General features: G+C 60.9%; 14 protein-coding genes and 1 pseudogene. 4 read left to right on the forward strand and 11 right to left on the reverse strand.

The annotated features are described in order from the left end of the window. Window positions 1–169: 169 nt before the first annotated feature. The 4 genes and pseudogenes from urtD to urtA all read right to left on the reverse strand — a co-directional run bounded on the left by urtD (window position 170) and on the right by urtA (window position 5,196). Window positions 170–925: an urea ABC transporter ATP-binding protein UrtD gene (urtD, locus tag A6U87_RS10215; RefSeq protein WP_065691157.1), complete on the reverse strand. Its 756-nt coding sequence runs from the start codon at window positions 923–925 to the stop codon at window positions 170–172. 104 nt (window positions 926–1,029) lie between these two features. Next, window positions 1,030–2,094: pseudogene (urtC, locus tag A6U87_RS10220) on the reverse strand (urea ABC transporter permease subunit UrtC); the annotation flags it as partial. Then, window positions 2,091–3,710, reverse strand: a complete 1,620-nt coding sequence (gene urtB / locus A6U87_RS10225; protein WP_065691159.1) for an urea ABC transporter permease subunit UrtB — start codon at window positions 3,708–3,710, stop codon at window positions 2,091–2,093. The pseudogene urtC and the gene urtB, both read right to left, overlap by 4 nt. A gap of 193 nt (window positions 3,711–3,903) precedes the next feature. Beyond that, a complete protein-coding gene (gene urtA / locus A6U87_RS10230) occupies window positions 3,904–5,196 on the reverse strand; it encodes an urea ABC transporter substrate-binding protein (RefSeq protein ID WP_065691160.1) in 1,293 nt (430 codons plus the stop codon). A 217-nt stretch (window positions 5,197–5,413) separates the two neighbouring features. On the opposite strand from urtA, the gene A6U87_RS10235 reads away from it, so the two are divergent. The 4 genes from A6U87_RS10235 to A6U87_RS10245 all read left to right on the forward strand — a co-directional run bounded on the left by A6U87_RS10235 (window position 5,414) and on the right by A6U87_RS10245 (window position 11,457). Continuing rightward, window positions 5,414–8,800: an ATP-binding protein gene (locus A6U87_RS10235; RefSeq protein WP_065691161.1), complete on the forward strand. Its 3,387-nt coding sequence runs from the start codon at window positions 5,414–5,416 to the stop codon at window positions 8,798–8,800. After that, the gene (locus A6U87_RS10240; RefSeq protein ID WP_065691162.1) at window positions 8,793–9,707 is read left to right on the forward strand and encodes a response regulator transcription factor; all 915 of its coding nucleotides are present in this window, start codon (window positions 8,793–8,795) and stop codon (window positions 9,705–9,707) included. The genes A6U87_RS10235 and A6U87_RS10240 overlap by 8 nt, the downstream gene beginning before the upstream one ends. A 139-nt stretch (window positions 9,708–9,846) precedes the next feature. Then, window positions 9,847–10,206, forward strand: a complete 360-nt coding sequence (locus tag A6U87_RS29240) for a GNAT family N-acetyltransferase (RefSeq protein ID WP_244499462.1) — start codon at window positions 9,847–9,849, stop codon at window positions 10,204–10,206. A gap of 66 nt (window positions 10,207–10,272) precedes the next feature. Beyond that, window positions 10,273–11,457, forward strand: a complete 1,185-nt coding sequence (locus A6U87_RS10245; protein WP_065691163.1) for an acyltransferase — start codon at window positions 10,273–10,275, stop codon at window positions 11,455–11,457. A gap of 7 nt (window positions 11,458–11,464) precedes the next feature. Here the strand turns inward: A6U87_RS10245 and A6U87_RS10250 are convergent, their stop codons facing one another. From A6U87_RS10250 to A6U87_RS10280, 7 genes are all read right to left on the reverse strand, one after another. Then, window positions 11,465–12,433, reverse strand: a complete 969-nt coding sequence (locus A6U87_RS10250) for a D-glycerate dehydrogenase (protein ID WP_065691164.1) — start codon at window positions 12,431–12,433, stop codon at window positions 11,465–11,467. A 194-nt stretch (window positions 12,434–12,627) separates the two neighbouring features. After that, window positions 12,628–13,752 (reverse strand): branched-chain amino acid ABC transporter substrate-binding protein, encoded by a 1,125-nt coding sequence (locus tag A6U87_RS10255; protein ID WP_065691165.1) that lies wholly within the window; start codon window positions 13,750–13,752, stop codon window positions 12,628–12,630. A gap of 118 nt (window positions 13,753–13,870) precedes the next feature. Continuing rightward, complete coding sequence (locus tag A6U87_RS10260) at window positions 13,871–14,224, reverse strand: DUF6867 family protein (protein WP_065691166.1); 354 nt, start codon at window positions 14,222–14,224, stop codon at window positions 13,871–13,873. Between the two features lie 24 nt (window positions 14,225–14,248). Continuing rightward, window positions 14,249–14,977, reverse strand: a complete 729-nt coding sequence (locus A6U87_RS10265) for an ABC transporter ATP-binding protein (protein WP_065691167.1) — start codon at window positions 14,975–14,977, stop codon at window positions 14,249–14,251. Next, window positions 14,977–15,852 carry an ABC transporter ATP-binding protein gene (locus A6U87_RS10270; protein ID WP_065691168.1) on the reverse strand — a complete coding sequence of 292 codons (876 nt, stop codon included), beginning with the start codon at window positions 15,850–15,852 and terminating at the stop codon, window positions 14,977–14,979. Before A6U87_RS10270 ends, A6U87_RS10265 begins: the two co-directional genes overlap by 1 nt. After that, complete coding sequence (gene livM, locus A6U87_RS10275) at window positions 15,852–17,243, reverse strand: high-affinity branched-chain amino acid ABC transporter permease LivM (RefSeq protein ID WP_065691169.1); 1,392 nt, start codon at window positions 17,241–17,243, stop codon at window positions 15,852–15,854. Before livM ends, A6U87_RS10270 begins: the two co-directional genes overlap by 1 nt. A gap of 4 nt (window positions 17,244–17,247) precedes the next feature. Next, window positions 17,248–18,150, reverse strand: a complete 903-nt coding sequence (locus A6U87_RS10280) for a branched-chain amino acid ABC transporter permease (RefSeq protein ID WP_065691170.1) — start codon at window positions 18,148–18,150, stop codon at window positions 17,248–17,250. Between the last annotated feature and the right edge of the window lie 12 nt (window positions 18,151–18,162).

An 18,162-nucleotide genomic window follows, 5' to 3' on the forward strand; every position in this document is an offset into this window, starting at 1 on the left:
CCCCTCCCCAACCCCTCCCCACAAGGGGGAGGGACTGGGCTGCGGCGTCCATCGCCCCAACCAGTATCGAGCGGGTCTGGCAGAAAGGGTTCGCCCCGGTTGAGCCCCTCCCCCTTGTGGGGAGGGGTTGGGGAGGGGGTTTGTCTGCGAAGAAAAGCGCCAACATCCCTCACCGCCCCAGATAATTCTCGATCACCTTCGGATCGGAACTCACAAAATCGATAGACCCCTCGGCCAAGACCGCGCCTTCAGCGAGACACGTCACCTTCACCCCGAGGTCGCGGATAAACCCCATGTCGTGCTCCACGACCACGACCGACCGCGTCTTGGCGATCTCCTTGAGCAGGATCGCCGTCTCCGCCGTCTCCGCATCCGTCATCCCGGCCACCGGCTCGTCCACCAGCAACAGCTTCGGCTCCTGCGCGAGCAGCATGCCGATCTCCAGCCACTGCTTCTGCCCATGGCTGAGATTGGCGGCGAGATCGTCGCGGCGATGCGTCAGGCGAACGGTCGCAAGGATCTCGTCGATACGCGACCGATCCTCGCTCGACAGCCGATAGAACAGCGTCGAGAACACGCCGCGCCTGCGGTTCAGCGCCAGTTCGATATTGTCCCAGACCGTGTGGCTTTCGAACACCGTCGGCTTCTGGAACTTACGGCCGATGCCGAGCTGGGCGATGTCGGCCTCGTCGAGCTTGGTGAGATCCGTCTGGCCGTTGAAGAACACCTCACCACTATCCGGCCGGGTCTTGCCGGTGATGATGTCCATCATCGTCGTCTTGCCGGCGCCGTTCGGGCCGATGATGGCGCGCAGTTCGCCCGGTTCGATGACGATCGACAGCGAGTTCAACGCCTTGAAGCCATCGAAGGAGACGGAGACGTTGTCGAGATAGAGAACGCTGTTGGGTTTGACGTCAGGGATCATGGCGCTCACTCCGCGGGCTGGATTTCTGCGTCGACACCGTCCTCGCGCTTGGCGGGCGGCGTGTCGCTGGAGGATGGCTTGCGCTTGCCGATGTACTGGCCGATCGTGCCGACGATGCCCTTGGGCAGGAACAGCGTCACCGCCACGAACAGCCCGCCGAGCGCGAAGAGCCAGAATTCGGGGAAGAGACCGGTAAAGATGGTCTTGCCGCCATTGACCATGATCGCGCCGATGATCGGCCCGATCAGCGTCGAGCGCCCGCCCACCGCCGTCCAGATGACGACTTCGATCGAGTTGGCCGGCGCGAATTCGCCGGGATTGATAATGCCCACCTGCGGCACATAGAGCGCGCCGGCAATGCCCGCCATCATCGCCGAGACGACGAAGGTGAAGAGCTTGAAGTGCTCGACGCGGTAGCCGAGGAAGCGCGTGCGGCTTTCCGCGTCGCGCACGCCGACCAGCACCTTGCCGAACTTCGAGCGCACGATGGCGGACGCGATCAGCAGCGACAGTGCCAGCAGGATCGCGGTGGCTGAGAAGAGTGCCGCGCGGGTGCCGTCGGCCTGGATGCTGTAGCCGATGATATCCTTGAAATCGGTCAGGCCGTTATTGCCGCCGAAGCCCATGTCGTTGCGGAAGAAAGCGAGCAACAACGCATAGGTCATCGCCTGGGTGATAATCGAGAGATAGACGCCGTTGACGCGTGAGCGGAAGGCGAACCAGCCGAAGACGAAGGCGAGCAACCCGGGCACGACGAGCACCATCAGCGCCGCGAACCAGAAATGGTCGAACCCATGCCAGAACCACGGCAGTTCCTTGTAGTTCAGGAACACCATGAAATCGGGAAGGATGGGGTCGCCGTAGCTGCCGCGCGTTCCGATCTGGCGCATCAGATACATGCCCATCGCATAACCGCCGAGCGCAAAGAAGGCGCCGTGGCCGAGCGAGAGGATACCGCAGAAACCCCAGACGAGATCGAGCGCCAGCGCGAGAAGCGCGTAGGTCAGATACTTGCCGAAAAGCGACATGATGTAGGTCGGGATGTGCACGGGGCTCGATGCCGGCGTCATCAGGTTCAGGACAGGCACCAGCACGGCGAGCGCCAGCAGGATGAAGAGCGCGACGATGATCTTGCGATCGAGAGACCGGAGAAGGAAGGCCGTAATCATGCTTCCACCGCCCTTCCTTTGAGTGCGAAGAGCCCACGCGGCCGCTTCTGGATGAAGAGAATGATGAGGACAAGCACCAGGATCTTGCCGAGCACGGCGCCGGCGAAGGGCTCGAGGAACTTGTTGACGACGCCGAGCGACAGCGCGCCCACCAGCGTGCCCCACAGATTGCCGACGCCGCCGAACACCACGACCATGAAGCTGTCGATGATGTAGCTCTGGCCGAGATTGGGCGAGACGTTGTCGATCTGGCTGAGCGCCACGCCCGCCATGCCGGCAATGCCGGAGCCGAGCGCGAAGGTGAAGGCATCGACCCAGCCGGTGCGGATACCCATCGACGACGCCATGCGCCGGTTTTGCGTGACGGCGCGCATCTGCAGGCCGAAGGCGGAACGCTTGAGCAGCATCAGCAGCGTCACGAACACGGCCATCGAAAAGACGATGATCCACAGGCGGTTCCAGGTGATAGACAGACCACCGAATTCGAACGCGCCCGACATCCAGCTTGGATTGCGCACTTCGCGGTTGGTCGGCCCGAAGATCGAGCGCACCGCCTGCTGCAGGATGAGCGACACGCCCCAGGTCGCGAGCAGCGTTTCCAGCGGCCGGCCATAGAGATAGCGGATGACGACGCGCTCGATGACAAGACCGACAAAGCCGGTGAAGACGAAGGCCGCCGGCACGGAGAAGGCCAGCGAGTAGTTTCCAAGTTCCGGAAATGCGGAGCTGATGTACTCCTGCACGACATAGGTCGTGTAGGCGCCGATCATCACCATTTCGCCATGCGCCATGTTGATGACGCCCATGACGCCGAAGGTGATGGCAAGGCCGATCGCGGCGAGCAGCAGCACCGAGCCGAGCGACAGCCCGTACCAGACGTTCTGCCCCACATCCCAAATCGCCAGGCTGCGGTTGATCGCGTTGATATGGGTCTGGATAGCGCCCTTCAGCTCCTCAGGCGCTGTCGCCATCGCCGAATTCAGGATGGACAGCGCATCGCGCCCGCCGCGCGCAGCGACCGTATCGATCGCGGCCTTCTTCTCCTCGGCGCTGACATCGCTCTTCAGCACCATGACGGCGCGCGCCGCTTCCATCGCATTCTTGGCTTCAGCGTCCTTCTCCTCGGCCAGCGCCGAGGTGAGGAGGTCGAGATTTGCCGGATCGGCGTCCTTGAGCAGTCCTTGCGCTGCCGCAAGCCGTGCACCGCGATCCGGGCTCAGGAGCGTCAGCTGGCTCGTGACGGTGGCAATCACCGTACGCAGCGAGTTGTTGATCTTGACCTTGGACATGTAATCAGGATCGACATCGGAAACGACCTCGCCGGAAATCGGGTCGGCATAGGTCGGCTCGTCCTCGGTGCCGCCCTGCACCAGCACCGGACCGCCGGTCTCGGAATTCACATAAAGCTGGCCGTCGCTCAGGAGCTTGAGGATCTCGCCGACGCGCGGATCCTTGGAGGCGACCAGTGCCTTGATCGCGGCTTCGCGCTCAGGGAAATCGCCGACGCCAAGCGCATCGATAAGCGGGTGAATATCTTCCTGCGCTTTGAGCACGGTAGCAAAAGCCGGCATGGCCAGGCATAGGGTCAAAAGCAAAATCTTGATGGCGCGATACATCGGCTTTCTTGCCTCGGTTATCGTTGGCCTTCCGGCGCAATCGAGAGAAATAAGCCCTTAAGTCGGCATCGATCCGTGGTGGAACCGGCGCCGTCCGAAGCATCAAGGCTGCGCTCCGGAGATGGACCTTCCGCCCGGACAGGAGAGACCGGGCGGAAGTCTTCAGGCGTCAGAGTGACGGGGTGATCAGCACTCAGGAGCCCTTGCCGCCGCACTTGCCCGTGGCAACGTTGAAGTTGCCGCAGTTCATGGGCTTGCGCCAATCGGAGATCAGGTCCTTCGAGTCCGGCAGGAAGTCGGACCATTCGTCGCCGACAACCGCCGGGGTCTGCTGGACGATTTCGAACTGGCCGTTCGCCTGGATTTCACCGATCAGAACCGGCTTGGTGATGTGGTGGTTCGGCATGACGGTCGCATAGCCGCCCGACAGGTTCGGAACCGTGGTGCCGATGATCGTGTCGAGAACCTTGTCCGTGTCGGTCGTGCCGGCAGCCTGAACAGCCTTAACCCAGGCGTTGAAGCCGATATAGGCAGCTTCCATCGGGTCGTTGGTCACGCGCTTGTCGTTCTTGGTGAAGTCGTGCCACTGCTTGATGAACTTCTTGTTCGTCGGGCTTTCGACCGACTCGAAGTAGTTCCAGGCAGCGAGGTGGCCGACGAGCGGCTTGGTGTCGAGACCGGCAAGCTCTTCTTCACCGACCGAGAAGGCAACAACCGGGATGTCGGTTGCCTTGATGCCCTGGTTGCCGAGTTCCTTGTAGAAAGGAACGTTCGCGTCACCGTTGATGGTCGAGACCACGGCGGTCTTCTTGCCGGCGGAACCGAATTCCTTGATCTTCTTCACTTCCGTCTGCCAGTCGGAGAAGCCGAACGGCGTGTAGTTGATGATGATGTCTTCCTTCGGAATGCCCTTGGACTCGAGATAGGCTTCCAGGATCTTGTTCGTCGTGCGCGGATAGACGTAGTCGGTGCCTTCGAGAACGAAGCGCTTAACGCCTTCCTTTTCCATCAGGTAGTCGACAGCCGGGATGGCCTGCTGGTTCGGAGCAGCACCGGTGTAGAAGATGTTACGCGAGGACTCTTCGCCTTCATACTGGACCGGGTAGAACAGGATCGAGTTAAGTTCTTCGAAGACCGGCAGGACCGACTTGCGCGACGAGGACGTCCAGCAACCGAAGACGGCCGCAACCTTGTCCTTTTCGATCAGCTCGCGTGCCTTTTCGGCAAACAGCGGCCAGTCGGAAGCCGGATCGACGACGACGGCTTCGAGCTTCTTGCCGAGAAGGCCGCCCTTCTTGTTCTGCTCATCGATGAGCATCAGCATGGCGTCTTTCAGCGTCGTTTCGGAGATTGCCATCGTGCCGGACAGCGAATGCAGAACGCCGACCTTGATGGTGTCGTCAGCCGCAACGGCTCCGTGGAATGCGGCCGTGGCCGACATGACGGCGCCGAGCACGGCACCGGAAACATATGATCGCAGATTCATCTGGTTGATCCCCTCTTCTTGTTCCGACAACAGGCCTGAAACGGCGATTAACTGTTGCTTAAGGGACTATCCGGTGCTGCACTGCGAAAGCGTATACGCGAAATGACGTAGGTGACGGGGCGAAATGTGCAGTTTTGCGTTGCACCGCACTCTTAAGCCCCGCACTGTTCCATGTTACGAACGCATGACAAGGGGAACGAAGGGGCCAATCACGGGCATGGCAGCGCGGCAACGCATCATTCCGGTCAGGCGCGAATACAATCGCTGGGTCGCCAACCAGACGCTGGAGGACTATGCGCTGCGCTTCACCGCCAAGAGCGCCCGGCAGTTCTCCTCGCAGCGCATCTCGCAAACCGCGATCGGCGCCATCTCCTTCCTGGCGCTGGAGGCGATCGGCGGCGCCATCACGCTCTCCTACGGCACCACCAACGCCTTCTATGCCATCATCGTCGCCTCGATCGCCATGCTCGCAATCGGCCTGCCGATCAGCCGCTATGCCATCCGCCACGGCGTCGACATCGACCTTCTGACCCGTGGCGCGAGCTTCGGCTATATCGGCTCGACCATCACCTCGCTGATCTACGCCAGCTTCACCTTCATGCTGTTTGCGATCGAGGCCTCGATCATGTCCGGCGCGCTGGAGCTGACCTTGGGCATTCCGCTCTGGATCGGCTACATCATCAGCGCCGTCATGGTCATCCCGCTCGTCACCCATGGCGTCCGGCTGATCAGCCGCTTCCAGCTTCTGACGCAGCCCTTCTGGATCGTCCTCAACATCCTGCCCTTCCTCTTCATCGCGGTGATGGACTGGGAGAAGTTCGATCTCTGGCGCGCCTTCTCCGGCATCCGCCATGCTTCCGGCCCACCCGGCACCATCGCCCCTTTCGATCTCGTCGAGTTCGGCGCCGCCTCGGCCGTCATCCTGGCGCTCATGTCGCAAATCGGCGAACAGGCCGACTTCCTGCGCTTCCTCCCTCCGGAAAAACAGACCAAGTGGCGCCACCGTCTCGCCGTCTTCCTCGCCGGCCCCGGCTGGGTCATCATCGGCGCGCCGAAGCTGCTGGCCGGCTCCTTCCTCGTCGTGCTCACTTTCGCGTCAGGTGTGCCCGCCGACCGCGCCGCCGATCCGGCGCAGATGTATCTGACCGCCTTCGGCTACATGATCCCCTGGCACAATGCCGCGCTGCTTTTGATGGCCGCCTTCGTCATGGTCTCGCAGCTGAAGATCAACGTGATGAATGCCTATGCCGGGTCGCTGGCATGGTCGAACTTCTTCTCCCGGCTTACCCATAGTCATCCCGGCCGCGTCATCTGGCTCGTCTTCAACGTTGCGATCGCCCTGCTCTTGATGGAGCTCGGCATCTACAAGCTGCTTGAGGAAACGCTCGGCATCTTCTCGATCATATCGATGGCCTGGCTCTGCACCATCTCGGCAGACCTTTTCATCAACAAGCCGCTCGGCCTTGCCCCTCCGGGCATCGAGTTCAAGCGCGCCCATCTCTACGACATCAACCCCGTCGGCCTCGGCGCCATGACATTGTCGGCAACGATCGCGCTCATCGCCCACTTCGGCGCTTTCGGCGACATTGCCGCCTCGCTCGCCCCATACATCACCCTGATCGTCGCCCTTATCGCCTCGCCGCTGATCGCCTGGGGTACGAAGGGAAAGTTCTATCTGGCCCGCAAGCCGCGCCAGAGCTGGAAGAACCTGACCAACATCACCTGCTCCGTCTGCGAGCATCCGTTCGAACCCGAGGACATGGCCTGGTGTCCCGCCTATGCCGCGCCGATCTGCTCGCTTTGCTGTTCGCTCGACAGCCGCTGTCACGACATGTGCAAGCCGAAGGCTCGCTTCAACGCGCAGGTCGGAACCGTCGCCAAGGCTGTCCTGCCGGAGACGGTCGTCCAGAAACTCACCACGCGCCTGGGCCGCTACGGGATCGCCGTGATCCTGGCGCTCACCGCCGTCGGCGCCATTCTCGCAATGATCGCCCATCAGGTGGCATCCGCCTCACCGGAGACCGCGGAAGTGGTCAACCGCACGATCCTGATCGTCTTCTTCGTCTTCGCCGTCATCGCCGGCGTCGTCTGCTGGTTTTACGTGCTGGCGCATGACAGCCGCGTCGTCGCCGAGGAGGAATCCTCGCGCCAGAACACGCTTCTGCTCAAGGAAATCGCCGCCCACAAGAAGACAGACGCCGCACTTCAGACCGCCAAGGAGACAGCCGAGGCCGCCAACCGCGCCAAGAGCCGCTACGTCGTCGGCCTCAGCCACGAACTGCGCACCCCGCTCAACGCCGTGCTCGGCTACGCGCAGATCCTCGAGCGCGACGACACCATCCCGACGCCGCGCCAGTCCTCCATCAAGGTCATCCGCCGCTCGGCCGAGCATCTCTCCGGCCTTATCGACGGGCTGCTCGATATCTCGAAGATCGAGGCCGGCCGTCTGCAGGTCTATTCCAACGAGATCAACATCCAGGATTTCCTCGACCAGATCGTCGACATGTTCCGCCCGCAGGCGCTCGCCAAGGGCTTGACCTTCAACCACCAGCGCGCGCCTGCTTTGCCCCAGTTCGTGCGCACCGATGAAAAGCGCCTGCGCCAGATCCTCGTCAATCTCCTCTCCAATGCCATCAAGTTCACCGATGAGGGTACCGTCACCTTCGACGTCGCCTATCGCAGCCAGGTCGCCACCTTCACCGTGACGGATACCGGTCGCGGCATCGCCGAGAAGGACCTGAGCCGCATCTACGAGCCCTTCCAGCGCGGCGAGGCCGATAGCATCCGGCCCATGCCCGGCCTCGGCCTTGGCCTGACGATCACCCGGCTTCTGACCAATACCCTCGGCGGCGAAATCTCCGTGACCAGCGAGAAGGACAAGGGCTCGACCTTCAGGGTCCGGCTGATGCTCTCGGCCGTTCTGCGCGAGATGACCGTGCCGCCACAGGAAAAGAAGATCGTCAGCTATGACGGCCCGCGCCGCACCATCGTCGTGGTCGACGACAACGAGGACCACCGCGAGATGATGCGCGAGATTTTGGTGCCGCTCGATTTCGTCGTGCTGACGGCCGCAAGCGGCACCGATTGCCTGACGCTGATCGAAGGCATCCAGCCGGATCTCTTCCTCGTCGATATCCTGATGCCGGGCATGAACGGCTGGCAGCTCGTCTCGCGCCTGCGCGAGGCCGGCCAGACCGCGCCGATCGTCATGCTCTCGGCCAACATCGGCGACGCCGCCGCCCATAAAGACAGCGACGACAGCCACAACGACGCGATCGGCAAGCCGGTCGACATCCGCCGCCTGCGCGACAAGCTCGCCTTGCACCTGGGGCTGAAATGGACATATGCCGAGTCCACGGCGCCACCCGTTTCGAAGCCGGAGCGGCAAATGCGCAGCCCGGGCACCGCGCATGTGCAAGAACTGCTGCGCCTCGCTGAGATCGGTTATATCAGGGGCATCGAAGCGAAACTGGCCGACCTTGCCAAATCGGAGGCAAATCAGCCATTTACGGACGAACTTCGCTCCTACGTCGGTGCCTTCGATCTCGATGGCGCCACGAACTTCCTGCACCGCTTCGATGAAAAGGTAGAGACCCTTGGCTGAACATCCCCGCGATATCGTCCTGCTGGTGGATGACTCTCCGGAAGCGCTGGGGTTTTTGACCGACGCGCTGGAACAGTCGGGCTTCTCGGTGCTGATCGCCACCTCGGGTACCGCGGCCTTGGGGATCGTCGAGCGGATCACGCCTGATCTGATTCTTCTCGACGCCATCATGCCCTCGATGGACGGTTTCGAGACCTGCCAGAGGCTGAAGGCCAACCCTGCGATCAACCAGATCCCTGTCATCTTCATGACCGGACTGACGGAAACAGAGCATGTCGTGCATGCGCTGGAGTCCGGCGGCGTCGACTACCTCACCAAGCCGATCAACATCGACGAACTGCGCGCCCGCATCGGTGTCCATCTGCGCAACGCCCGATCGGCGCAAAGCGCTCGCGTGGCACTGGATGCCGCCGGCCGTCACCTACTTGCCGTGAAAGGCGATGGCGAAATCCACTGGTCGACCCCGCAGGCCACGAGGCTGATCAACGCGGCGCTTGGCGGCGACGACAGCCTTGATGTCGTCGTTAGCCGGATTGCGGAATGGATGAAGAAGCGCTCCGCTTCCGCCACGACCGACGGCTCGATCTCGGTTTCTCACGAAGGCAAGGATGTCCTTGGCCTCGCCTTTCTCGGCACGATTGGCCCCGACGAGTATCTTTTCCGACTGACAGCAAACAACCGGCGCCCCGACGACGAGACGTTGCGCCAGAGTTTCGCGCTCACCCACCGCGAATCCGAAGTGCTGCTCTGGATCGCCAAGGGCAAGGCGAACCGGGATATCGGCGAAATTCTCGGACTGTCGGCAAGGACCGTGAACAAGCATCTTGAGCAGATCTACGTGAAGCTCGGCGTCGAAAACCGCGCCTCTGCTGCCGTGAAGGCGGCCCATGTCCTGCACGAAACTTAGGTTGCTCCTCAGGTAAAAATAGCCAAGGCAATACGGGCTGGAGGCAACCGTGATCCGCAGAGCCACCGACGCAGACATCCCGCGTATCGTCGAAATCCGGGCCAGTGTTCAGGAAAATCGGCTCTCCGATCCGTCCAAGGTGACGATCGCGGATATCCGGTGGTTCATTGCCAACCCCGGATTATGGGTATGGCAAGAGGGCGGCGACATTAGCGGCTTTTCCGCAGCCGACCCACGCAACGGCTACGTCTGGGCTCTGTTCGTCGATAACGCGGCTGCCGGTCGTGGTATCGGGCGCGCGCTGCTCTATAGGGCTTGCGGGACCCCTCAAGGATGCCGGCTTCACCCGCATATGGCTGACGACCGACCCCGGGACACGGGCGGAACGTGTCTATCGCAGGGCCGGATGGCAATTGATTGGCGAGCAGGACAACGAGCTACTCTTCGAACTGGAAATCTAGCGCACCGCACTTTGCCTGGCACGAACAGACATTCTTAAAGCCTCGCGCGGTAGATTGGGCATGCCTCTCGGTGGGCATGGCATCAAGATTATATCCGGCAGGTCATGAAGGACAGGCTTTACTATGTGGATCGGCTGCGGATTTCCGCCTTCGCGATCCTGATCCTCTATCACTCCTCGGCGGCCTTCTTCACCGACATGGGCTGGCTGATCCATAGCGATCGGACAAGTCCCACGCTATCACTGATCATGGAATTCCCGCGCGCCTGGCGGCTGGCACTGCTATTCTTCGTCTCCGGCATGGGGGCTGCCTTCTCGTTCCGCTCGGATTCCAGCCTCGCCTTCCTGCGCAAGCGCACCATTCGCCTGCTCGTGCCCCTTCTCTTCGCCATGGCCGTCCTCGTCGTGCCGCAGGTCTGGTACGAGCGCATGTATGAGACCGGCTATGAAGGCTCGCTGCTGACATTCTGGCTGACGCGCTATTTCACCGAAGGCCGCTACCCGACAGGCAATTTCACCTGGGCGCACATGTGGTTCGTCGCCTATCTGCTTGTCATGTCGGTGATCTGCTACCCGATCTTTCTCTATCTCAGCCGGCCCGGAAACGCGATCATGGCCTGGTTCGAGCGTGTCGCGAAGACGGGTGCCATCTACTTGTTTTTCCTGCTGCCGCTGCTGCTCAACCTCGCTCTGACGCCGTTCTATCCCAAGGAAACCAACGCGCTCTACAATGACGGCGCATGGTTCGCGGTCTGGGCAAGCTGGTTCGGTCTCGGCTTCCTCATCGCCCGCAATCACCGCAGCCTGATCGAGCTGATTATCGCGAAACGCTTTGTCAGCGCCGCCATCGCGCTCTTTGCCACGATATTCCTCTACGTCTTCGCCTGGATGCCGCCCGCCGAGCAGGCGATCGGCAGCTACGCCAATGAAACGCCGCTGTTCAAGGCCGCGATCTTCGTGCTCGCCTGGTCGATGATCCTGACGCTGATCGGCTTCGCCGCCCGCCACTTCAACCAGCCGGACGCGCGGCTGGTGACGGCCAATCGACTGGTCTTCCCGCTCTACATCATCCACCAGACAGTGATCGTCGGGGCCCTTTATTACGTGCTGCCACTCGGCCTTGCCGCCGTGCCCAGCTTCATGATCGTCGCCGCTGCCACGTTCGTGATCTCCGGCCTGTTCGCCCTCGCCGTCGATCTCATCCCCGGGCGGGCACGCCTGCTGTTCGGCCTCGAGGCAAAGCCGCGTGGTCCATCAGCCGCACAGAGAGCGGTCAACGCCGAGCGATAGTGGCTTATCACGCCACCCGGTCCGGCGGCTCCCTGCCCTCGAAGAAGGCGGTGATATTGTCCACCACCTTCATTCCCATTGCATTGCGGGTTTCCTCGGTGGCGCTGCCGAGATGCGGCAGCAAAACGACATTCTCCATGCCACGCAGGCTCTCGGGCACATGCGGCTCCGCCTCGTAGACATCGAGGCCAGCGCCGCGAATGATGCCTGCTTGCAGAGCGGCGATGAGCGCAGTCTCGTCAACCACGTCGCCCCGGGCCGTATTGATCAGGTATGCACCGGGCTTCATGGCGGCCAGCCGGGCGGCGTTCATGAGGTGGCGGTTCTCCGCGCCGCCGGGGCAATGCAGAGAGACGAAATCGGACATGGCCAGAACATCCTCGACCGTCGGCAGCTGGCGCGCGCCGTAGCGAGCCGCCTCCGCGGGATCGACCACCGAGCGATTGTAGAAGACGACATCCATGCCGAAACCGAAATGGCACCGCTGCGCGAATGCCTTGCCGATACGACCGAAGCCGATGATGCCGACCGTCTTGCCTGTGACCTTGGTGCCGATCATATGCGTCGGGCACCATCCCTTCCATTCACCGCCGCGAACCTGCCGCTCTCCTTCACCGCCACGACGAGCAATCGTGAGGAGCAGGAGCATGGCGATATCCGCCGTACAGTCGGTGAGCACGCCGGGCGTATTGGTGACCACAATGCCCTTGGCTTTTGCGGCAGCAATGTCGATGTGATTGTAGCCGACCCCGAAATTGCCGAGGATCCTCGCGCGCGTCTCCCCTTCGAAAACCGAGGCGGGCAGCTTGTCGGACACGGTCGGAAGCACGCCGTCGTGGCTGTGCAGCGCGTCGGCGATCGCCTCGGCCGACATCGGCAGATCGCCGGTATTGAAGGTCACATCGAAACGCTCGGAAAGCACCGCTTCGACTGCTGACGGCCAGCGCCGGGTGACGAGAATTTTGGGGCGAGGCATGGCGTATCCATATCTTCTGCGGCCGTGTCGCTCGGAGAAATTTCGAGTACGGCAACCTGTTGAATTCGCGGGCGATCCTAACTGGATCATCCTCAATCGCAAGGCCAGTCAATGGCCGGCGGTTCGCATCGCCGCCAAAAACGAAAGAAGCCCGGTGCGAGACCGGGCTTCCAAAGTGGTAGGAACAGGCGTTCTTACTTCGCGTCCTGCGGGAAGTAGCCGAACTTGCCGTCCGCACCCTTCTTCCATTCGTACATGATGTAGCCAGGAAGCTTCGGGTCACCCTTTTCGTCGAAAGACATTTCGCCGAGAACGGTCTTGAACGGACCCTTTGCCTTCATCGCTGCAGCTACGGCTTCAGCGTCGGTCGAAGCGGCTGCCTTGGCAGCTTCAGCGATCGTCTGGAGGGCAGCGTAGGAGTACAGCGTGTAGGCTTCCGGGTTGAAGCCAGCTGCCTTGAACTTGGCAACGAGGTCCTTGTTGTCGGGGTTCAGGGTCGGATCGGGACCGAACGTGTTCAGCGTACCGGCGACTGCATCGCCAGCGATCGATGCCAGTTCGTTCGAAACGATACCGTCACCCGATACGAGCGTAGCCTTCAGCCCCTGGTCGGCAGCCTGACGGATGATCAGACCAGCTTCGGTGTGCAGACCACCCCAGTAGATGATCGAGACGCCGGCTTCCTTCATCTTGGCGATGAGGGCCGAGAAGTCCTTGTCACCGACGTTGATGCCTTCGTACATGACTTCGGTGATACCAGCGGCATTCATGGCCTTCTTGGTTTCATCTGCGAGGCCCTGGCCGTAAGGCGTCTTGTCGTGAACGACAGCGATCTTGGCGTCCTTGAAGTGGTCAGCCAGATACTTGCCGGCAATCGCGCCCTGCTGGTCGTCACGACCGCAAGTACGGAAGGTGTTCCACAGGCCGCGCTCGGTGAACTTCGGGTTCGTAGCAGCCGGGGTGATTTCGAGAATGCCGTTTTCAGCGTAGACTTCCGAAGCCGGGATCGAAACACCCGAGTTGAAGTGGCCGATAACGAACTTCACGCCGTCAGCAGCGAACTTGTTCGCAACCGAGATACCCTGCTTCGGGTCGGAAACGTCGTCGCCGAGCACGATCTTGATCTGCTCGCCGTTGATGCCACCAGCAGCGTTGATGTCTGCGGCAGCCTGTTCGGCACCCTTCTGGAGCTGAGCACCAAACGCAGCGTTAGGTCCAGTCAGCGGGCCGGCCACAGCAACGATAACGTCGGCCCAAGCGTTGCCGCTGAAGGCGACCATCGCCGTCAGGGCTACTGCCGAAAGAAGAGACTTCTTCATTTGTTACTCCCAATTTTTTAGCGGGTTCTGTTCCACTACCCAGCGCATTACCCACTTTACTGCGCAAGGAAACTTGTTCCACTCCGAGGGGCAATCTGTCCCTAGATTCAACCGGCTGTCAATGTTTTGCCTTCCAGGAGAAGGGGGACGTCTTTTCGTAGAGCCAGTAGTAGTTATTGACCATCTGGTTGGTCCGGCGATAGCGATAGCCGGCCGTCGAGAAGATCAAGAGAAGAACTACGTCGATGACGTAGTAGAAGAGGCTGAGGAACGGCCCATCGAAGAGCGCGTGATGCAGAAACTGCATCGCAAATCCCAGCAGCAATGTGTAGGCGATGACCAGCGGGTAGTTGCTCCAGCTTTCCGCTGCAGCCCTGCCCGCACGCCAGGCGGTCCAGAAACCGATCAGCACGACGAAAAGCCGAATGACGCTGCGCACGCCGGTATCGCCTTCAAAGAAAAGTCCCTGCATATCAAAGTCTCCTCTTCGTCATGCTCAATGCCGTCCGCCTTCGAGATAGGCGGCGCGGACTTCGGGGTTTGCCAGCAGCTCCTGTCCGGAGCCCGACATGGTCACCTTGCCGTTGACCATGACATAAGCGCGGTCGGACAGCTTCAGTGCGGCAAAGGCGTTCTGCTCGACGAGGAAGACGGTCAGCCCGTCCTGCTTGTTGAGCGCCTTGATCGCCTCGAAAATACCCTTGACGATCAGCGGAGCCAGACCGAGCGAGGGTTCGTCGAGCAGCAGCAGCTTCGGGCGGGCCATCAGCGCGCGGCCGATCGACAGCATCTGCTGCTCGCCACCCGACAGTGTACCACCGCGCTGCGTCTGGCGCTCCTTGAGACGCGGGAACATCGTGAAGATCTTCTCGACGTCTTCCTTGAAGTATTTGAGGTTATCGAGGCCGGCACCCATCTGGAGATTTTCCATGACGGTCATGCGCGGGAAGATGCGACGACCTTCCGGCGACTGCGCGATGCGCAACCGGGCAATCTCGTGCGTCGGCATTTTGGTGATGTCGCGGCCCTCGAAGATGATCGCGCCGGTACGCGCCTGCGGGCTGCCGCAGATCGTCATCATCAGCGTCGACTTGCCGGCGCCGTTGGCGCCGATCAGGCTGACGATTTCGCCCTGGTTGACTTCGACGTCGATGCCTGCGAGCGCGCGAATGTTGCCGTAGTAGGTTTCAACGCCCTGAACTTTCAGAAGTGGCTGACCGGTCATCAGTTTGAGCCTCCTTCGAGGTTCTCGACGGCTGCAATCACTTGTTCCACTTCCTCGTCCTCGACACCGAGATAGGCCGCGATGACCCTCGGATCATTCTTCACTTGATCAGGCGTACCGTCAGAAATCTTCTGGCCATACTCCAGAACCACAACGTGGTCCGAAATCTCCATGACGACGGACATGTCGTGTTCAATCAGCAGAATAGATGTGCCGCTCTCGGCACGGATGCTGCGCAGCAGCGTATTCAATGCTGCGGATTCACGCGGGTTGAGGCCGGCGGCGGGCTCGTCAAGGCACAGCAGTTCCGGCCCCGTGCACATGGCGCGGGCGATCTCCAGACGGCGTTGTGCACCATATGGCAGGTCGCCAGCAGGATCGTCGGCACGATCGATCAGATCTGCCTTCTCAAGCCAATGACGAGCAAGCTCGATCGCATTTTTCGCTTCCGCGCGATAAGGCCCGATCCCGAGCAAACCAAGAACGGTGTACCCGGACGCCTTCATCAGCTTGTTGTGCTGCGCAACCAGCAGATTTTCCAGAACCGTCAAGCCGGAGAACAGGCGGATGTTCTGGAATGTACGGGCGACCTTGGCTTCCTTGGTGATGCGGAAGTCGGGCAGGCGTTCGAGCAGGAACTCCTTGCCGCTTTTCTGCTGCATGGTGATCATGCCCATCGTCGGCTTGTAGAAGCCGGTGATGCAGTTGAACACGGTGGTCTTGCCGGCGCCGTTCGGCCCGATCAGCGCGGTGATATCGCCGCGCTTGGCTTCGAACGAGAAGTCGTTGATCGCCATCAGGCCACCGAACTTCATCGACAGGTGCTCGACCTTGAGCAGGGTATCGCTGGTCATGTTGGTTTCCTGGGGGCTCATCAACCGTGGCCCTCCTTGGTAAAGCTTCCGGAAACGGTCTTGCGCTCCTTGAGGAAGGCCGTTGGTTCACGCGAGCCCACGAAGCCGCGCGGCTTGATCAGCATGACGACGACCATCGCCAGACCGAAGAGCAGCATGCGGTAGAGTTCCGGCGTGAAGTCAGGTCCGAAGATCACCTTCAGGAAGTCCATTTCGCGCAGTGCTTCCGTACCACCCACCATGACGATGGCGGCGATCGCGATCCCGGTCAGCGAACCCATGCCGCCGAGAACGACGATGGCAAGGATCACGGCCGATTCCAGGAAGACGAAGGATTCAGGCGACACGAAGCCCTGGCGTGCAGCGAAGAAGGAGCCCGCAAAGCCGCCGAACATGGCGCCGGTTGCGAATGCTGTCAGCTTCGTCGTGACAGTATTGATACCGAGCGAGCGGCAAGCGATTTCGTCTTCACGCAGCGCTTCCCAGGCACGACCGATCGGCATACGGCGAAGACGGATCGTCACGTAGGCGGTGAGCAGGCACAATGCCAGGATGAGGTAGAAGAGGAAGATCTTGTAGTAAGCCGACGAGATCGGCAGGTGGAAAAGCTTGGCGAAGCCATGCGGGCTGGCATCGAAGGGAATACCGAACAGCGTCGCCTTCGGAATGCCCGAGATACCGAACGTGCCCTTCGTCAGATCCGTCCAGTTGATGATGACGAGACGAATGATTTCACCGAAGGCAAGCGTGACGATGGCCAGATAGTCACCGCGCAGGCGAAGCACCGGGAAGCCGAGAATGACGCCCCACAGAGCGGCCAGGATACCGGACATCGGCAGCAGCAGCCAGAACGACAGACCGAAGTAGCTCGACAGGAGCGCGTAGGAATAGGCACCCACCGCGTAGAAGGCGACGTAACCGAGGTCGAGCAGACCGGCGAGACCGACCACGATGTTCAGGCCCCAGGCAAGCATCACGTAGATCAGGATCTGGATGCCGAAGTTGTCCACCCACTTGAGCGAACCTTGGGCGCCGACCAGCGCCACGATCACCATCGGATAGAGCAGCAGCGCCACAAGCGCGATCTTCAGGAAGTGCGTGTGAAAAAAGCCCTTATCCGTCGAGATGTCCAACTCGCCGCGGCGTGCTTTCGCGAGCTTGCGCGCATCGAGATGCGGCCGCAGGAAGACAACGATCAGGAACCGGCCAATCGCGGCGATCGCCACGAAGACGGCGAGCAGTCCCCATCGTTGAACGATGATCAGTTCGTTGTTGATGTTCTGATCGCTTTTGAGGCCGACATACAGCACGAACATGCCGAACGAGATGACAGCAGCGAACAGAGCTTCTTTAATACCCTTCTGGACAAGTCCGGATACGGGCTTGCCAGGGGAGTTTTCAACATTTGCCATGACGTTAAACCTTCTCGACTTCCGGCCGGCCCAGGATACCTGTCGGCTTGAAGATCAGCACGAAAGCGAGGATGGCGAATGTCGCCACATCCTTGTATGCGATGGTGAAGTAGGCTGACCAAAGGGACTCGATGAGCCCGATCATCAGACCGCCGAGGACTGCGCCCGGCAGGGAGCCGATGCCGCCCAGAACAGCTGCGGTAAAGGCCTTGACGCCCGGCACGAAGCCGTCGTTGAAGTTCACCACCCCATAATACATCAGATACATCGTGCCGGCGACAGCAGCGAGTGCAGCGCCCATGATGAAGGTAACCGAGATCGTCTGGTCCACATTGACGCCGAGCAGTGCCGCCATCTTGCGATCCTGCTCCGTTGCACGCTGAGCGCGCCCGAGAGCCGTACGGTTCACAAGATACCAGAACACCGTGAGCAGCACCGCCGTGATAACGATGATGACGATTTGCTTCAGCGAAATCGAGATGCCGGCGATGTTGTAGACGCTGCTGACCAGTGGCGGGATCGGCTTGTTGCGCGGACCCTGGGTGACCTGAATGAAGTTGGACAGCGTGATCGACATGCCGATCGCGGTAATCAGCGGCGCCAGGCGAAAGGAGCCGCGCAGCGGACGATAAGCCACACGCTCGATCGTCCAATTCCACAAGCTCGTCATCAGCATCGCGACGAGAAGCATGGCGAGGAGCAACACGGCAACCGGCAGGCCAGCAAACATCGATGTGAGGACGAGAAAGACGATAAGTCCGGCAAATCCGCCGAGCATGAAGATGTCGCCATGGGCGAAATTGATCATGCCGATAATGCCGTAAACCATCGTATAGCCGATAGCCACAAGGCCATAGATGGATCCAAGAGTCAGCCCGTTAACGAGCTGCTGGACAAAATATTCCATATGTCATTTCCC

The organism is Rhizobium sp. AC44/96 (genome assembly GCF_001692185.1).
Taxonomy (GTDB): domain Bacteria; phylum Pseudomonadota; class Alphaproteobacteria; order Rhizobiales; family Rhizobiaceae; genus Rhizobium.

Coding starts and splice junctions, on each gene's coding strand:
- urtD (WP_065691157.1), bottom strand. CDS start 925: ATGATCCCTGACGTCAAACCCAACAGCGTTCTCTATCTCGACAACGTC.
- urtB (WP_065691159.1), bottom strand. CDS start 3,710: ATGTATCGCGCCATCAAGATTTTGCTTTTGACCCTATGCCTGGCCATG.
- urtA (WP_065691160.1), bottom strand. CDS start 5,196: ATGAATCTGCGATCATATGTTTCCGGTGCCGTGCTCGGCGCCGTCATG.
- A6U87_RS10235 (WP_065691161.1), top strand. CDS start 5,414: ATGGCAGCGCGGCAACGCATCATTCCGGTCAGGCGCGAATACAATCGC.
- A6U87_RS10245 (WP_065691163.1), top strand. CDS start 10,273: ATGAAGGACAGGCTTTACTATGTGGATCGGCTGCGGATTTCCGCCTTC.
- A6U87_RS10250 (WP_065691164.1), bottom strand. CDS start 12,433: ATGCCTCGCCCCAAAATTCTCGTCACCCGGCGCTGGCCGTCAGCAGTC.
- A6U87_RS10255 (WP_065691165.1), bottom strand. CDS start 13,752: ATGAAGAAGTCTCTTCTTTCGGCAGTAGCCCTGACGGCGATGGTCGCC.
- A6U87_RS10260 (WP_065691166.1), bottom strand. CDS start 14,224: ATGCAGGGACTTTTCTTTGAAGGCGATACCGGCGTGCGCAGCGTCATT.
- A6U87_RS10265 (WP_065691167.1), bottom strand. CDS start 14,977: ATGACCGGTCAGCCACTTCTGAAAGTTCAGGGCGTTGAAACCTACTAC.
- A6U87_RS10270 (WP_065691168.1), bottom strand. CDS start 15,852: ATGAGCCCCCAGGAAACCAACATGACCAGCGATACCCTGCTCAAGGTC.
- livM (WP_065691169.1), bottom strand. CDS start 17,243: ATGGCAAATGTTGAAAACTCCCCTGGCAAGCCCGTATCCGGACTTGTC.
- A6U87_RS10280 (WP_065691170.1), bottom strand. CDS start 18,150: ATGGAATATTTTGTCCAGCAGCTCGTTAACGGGCTGACTCTTGGATCC.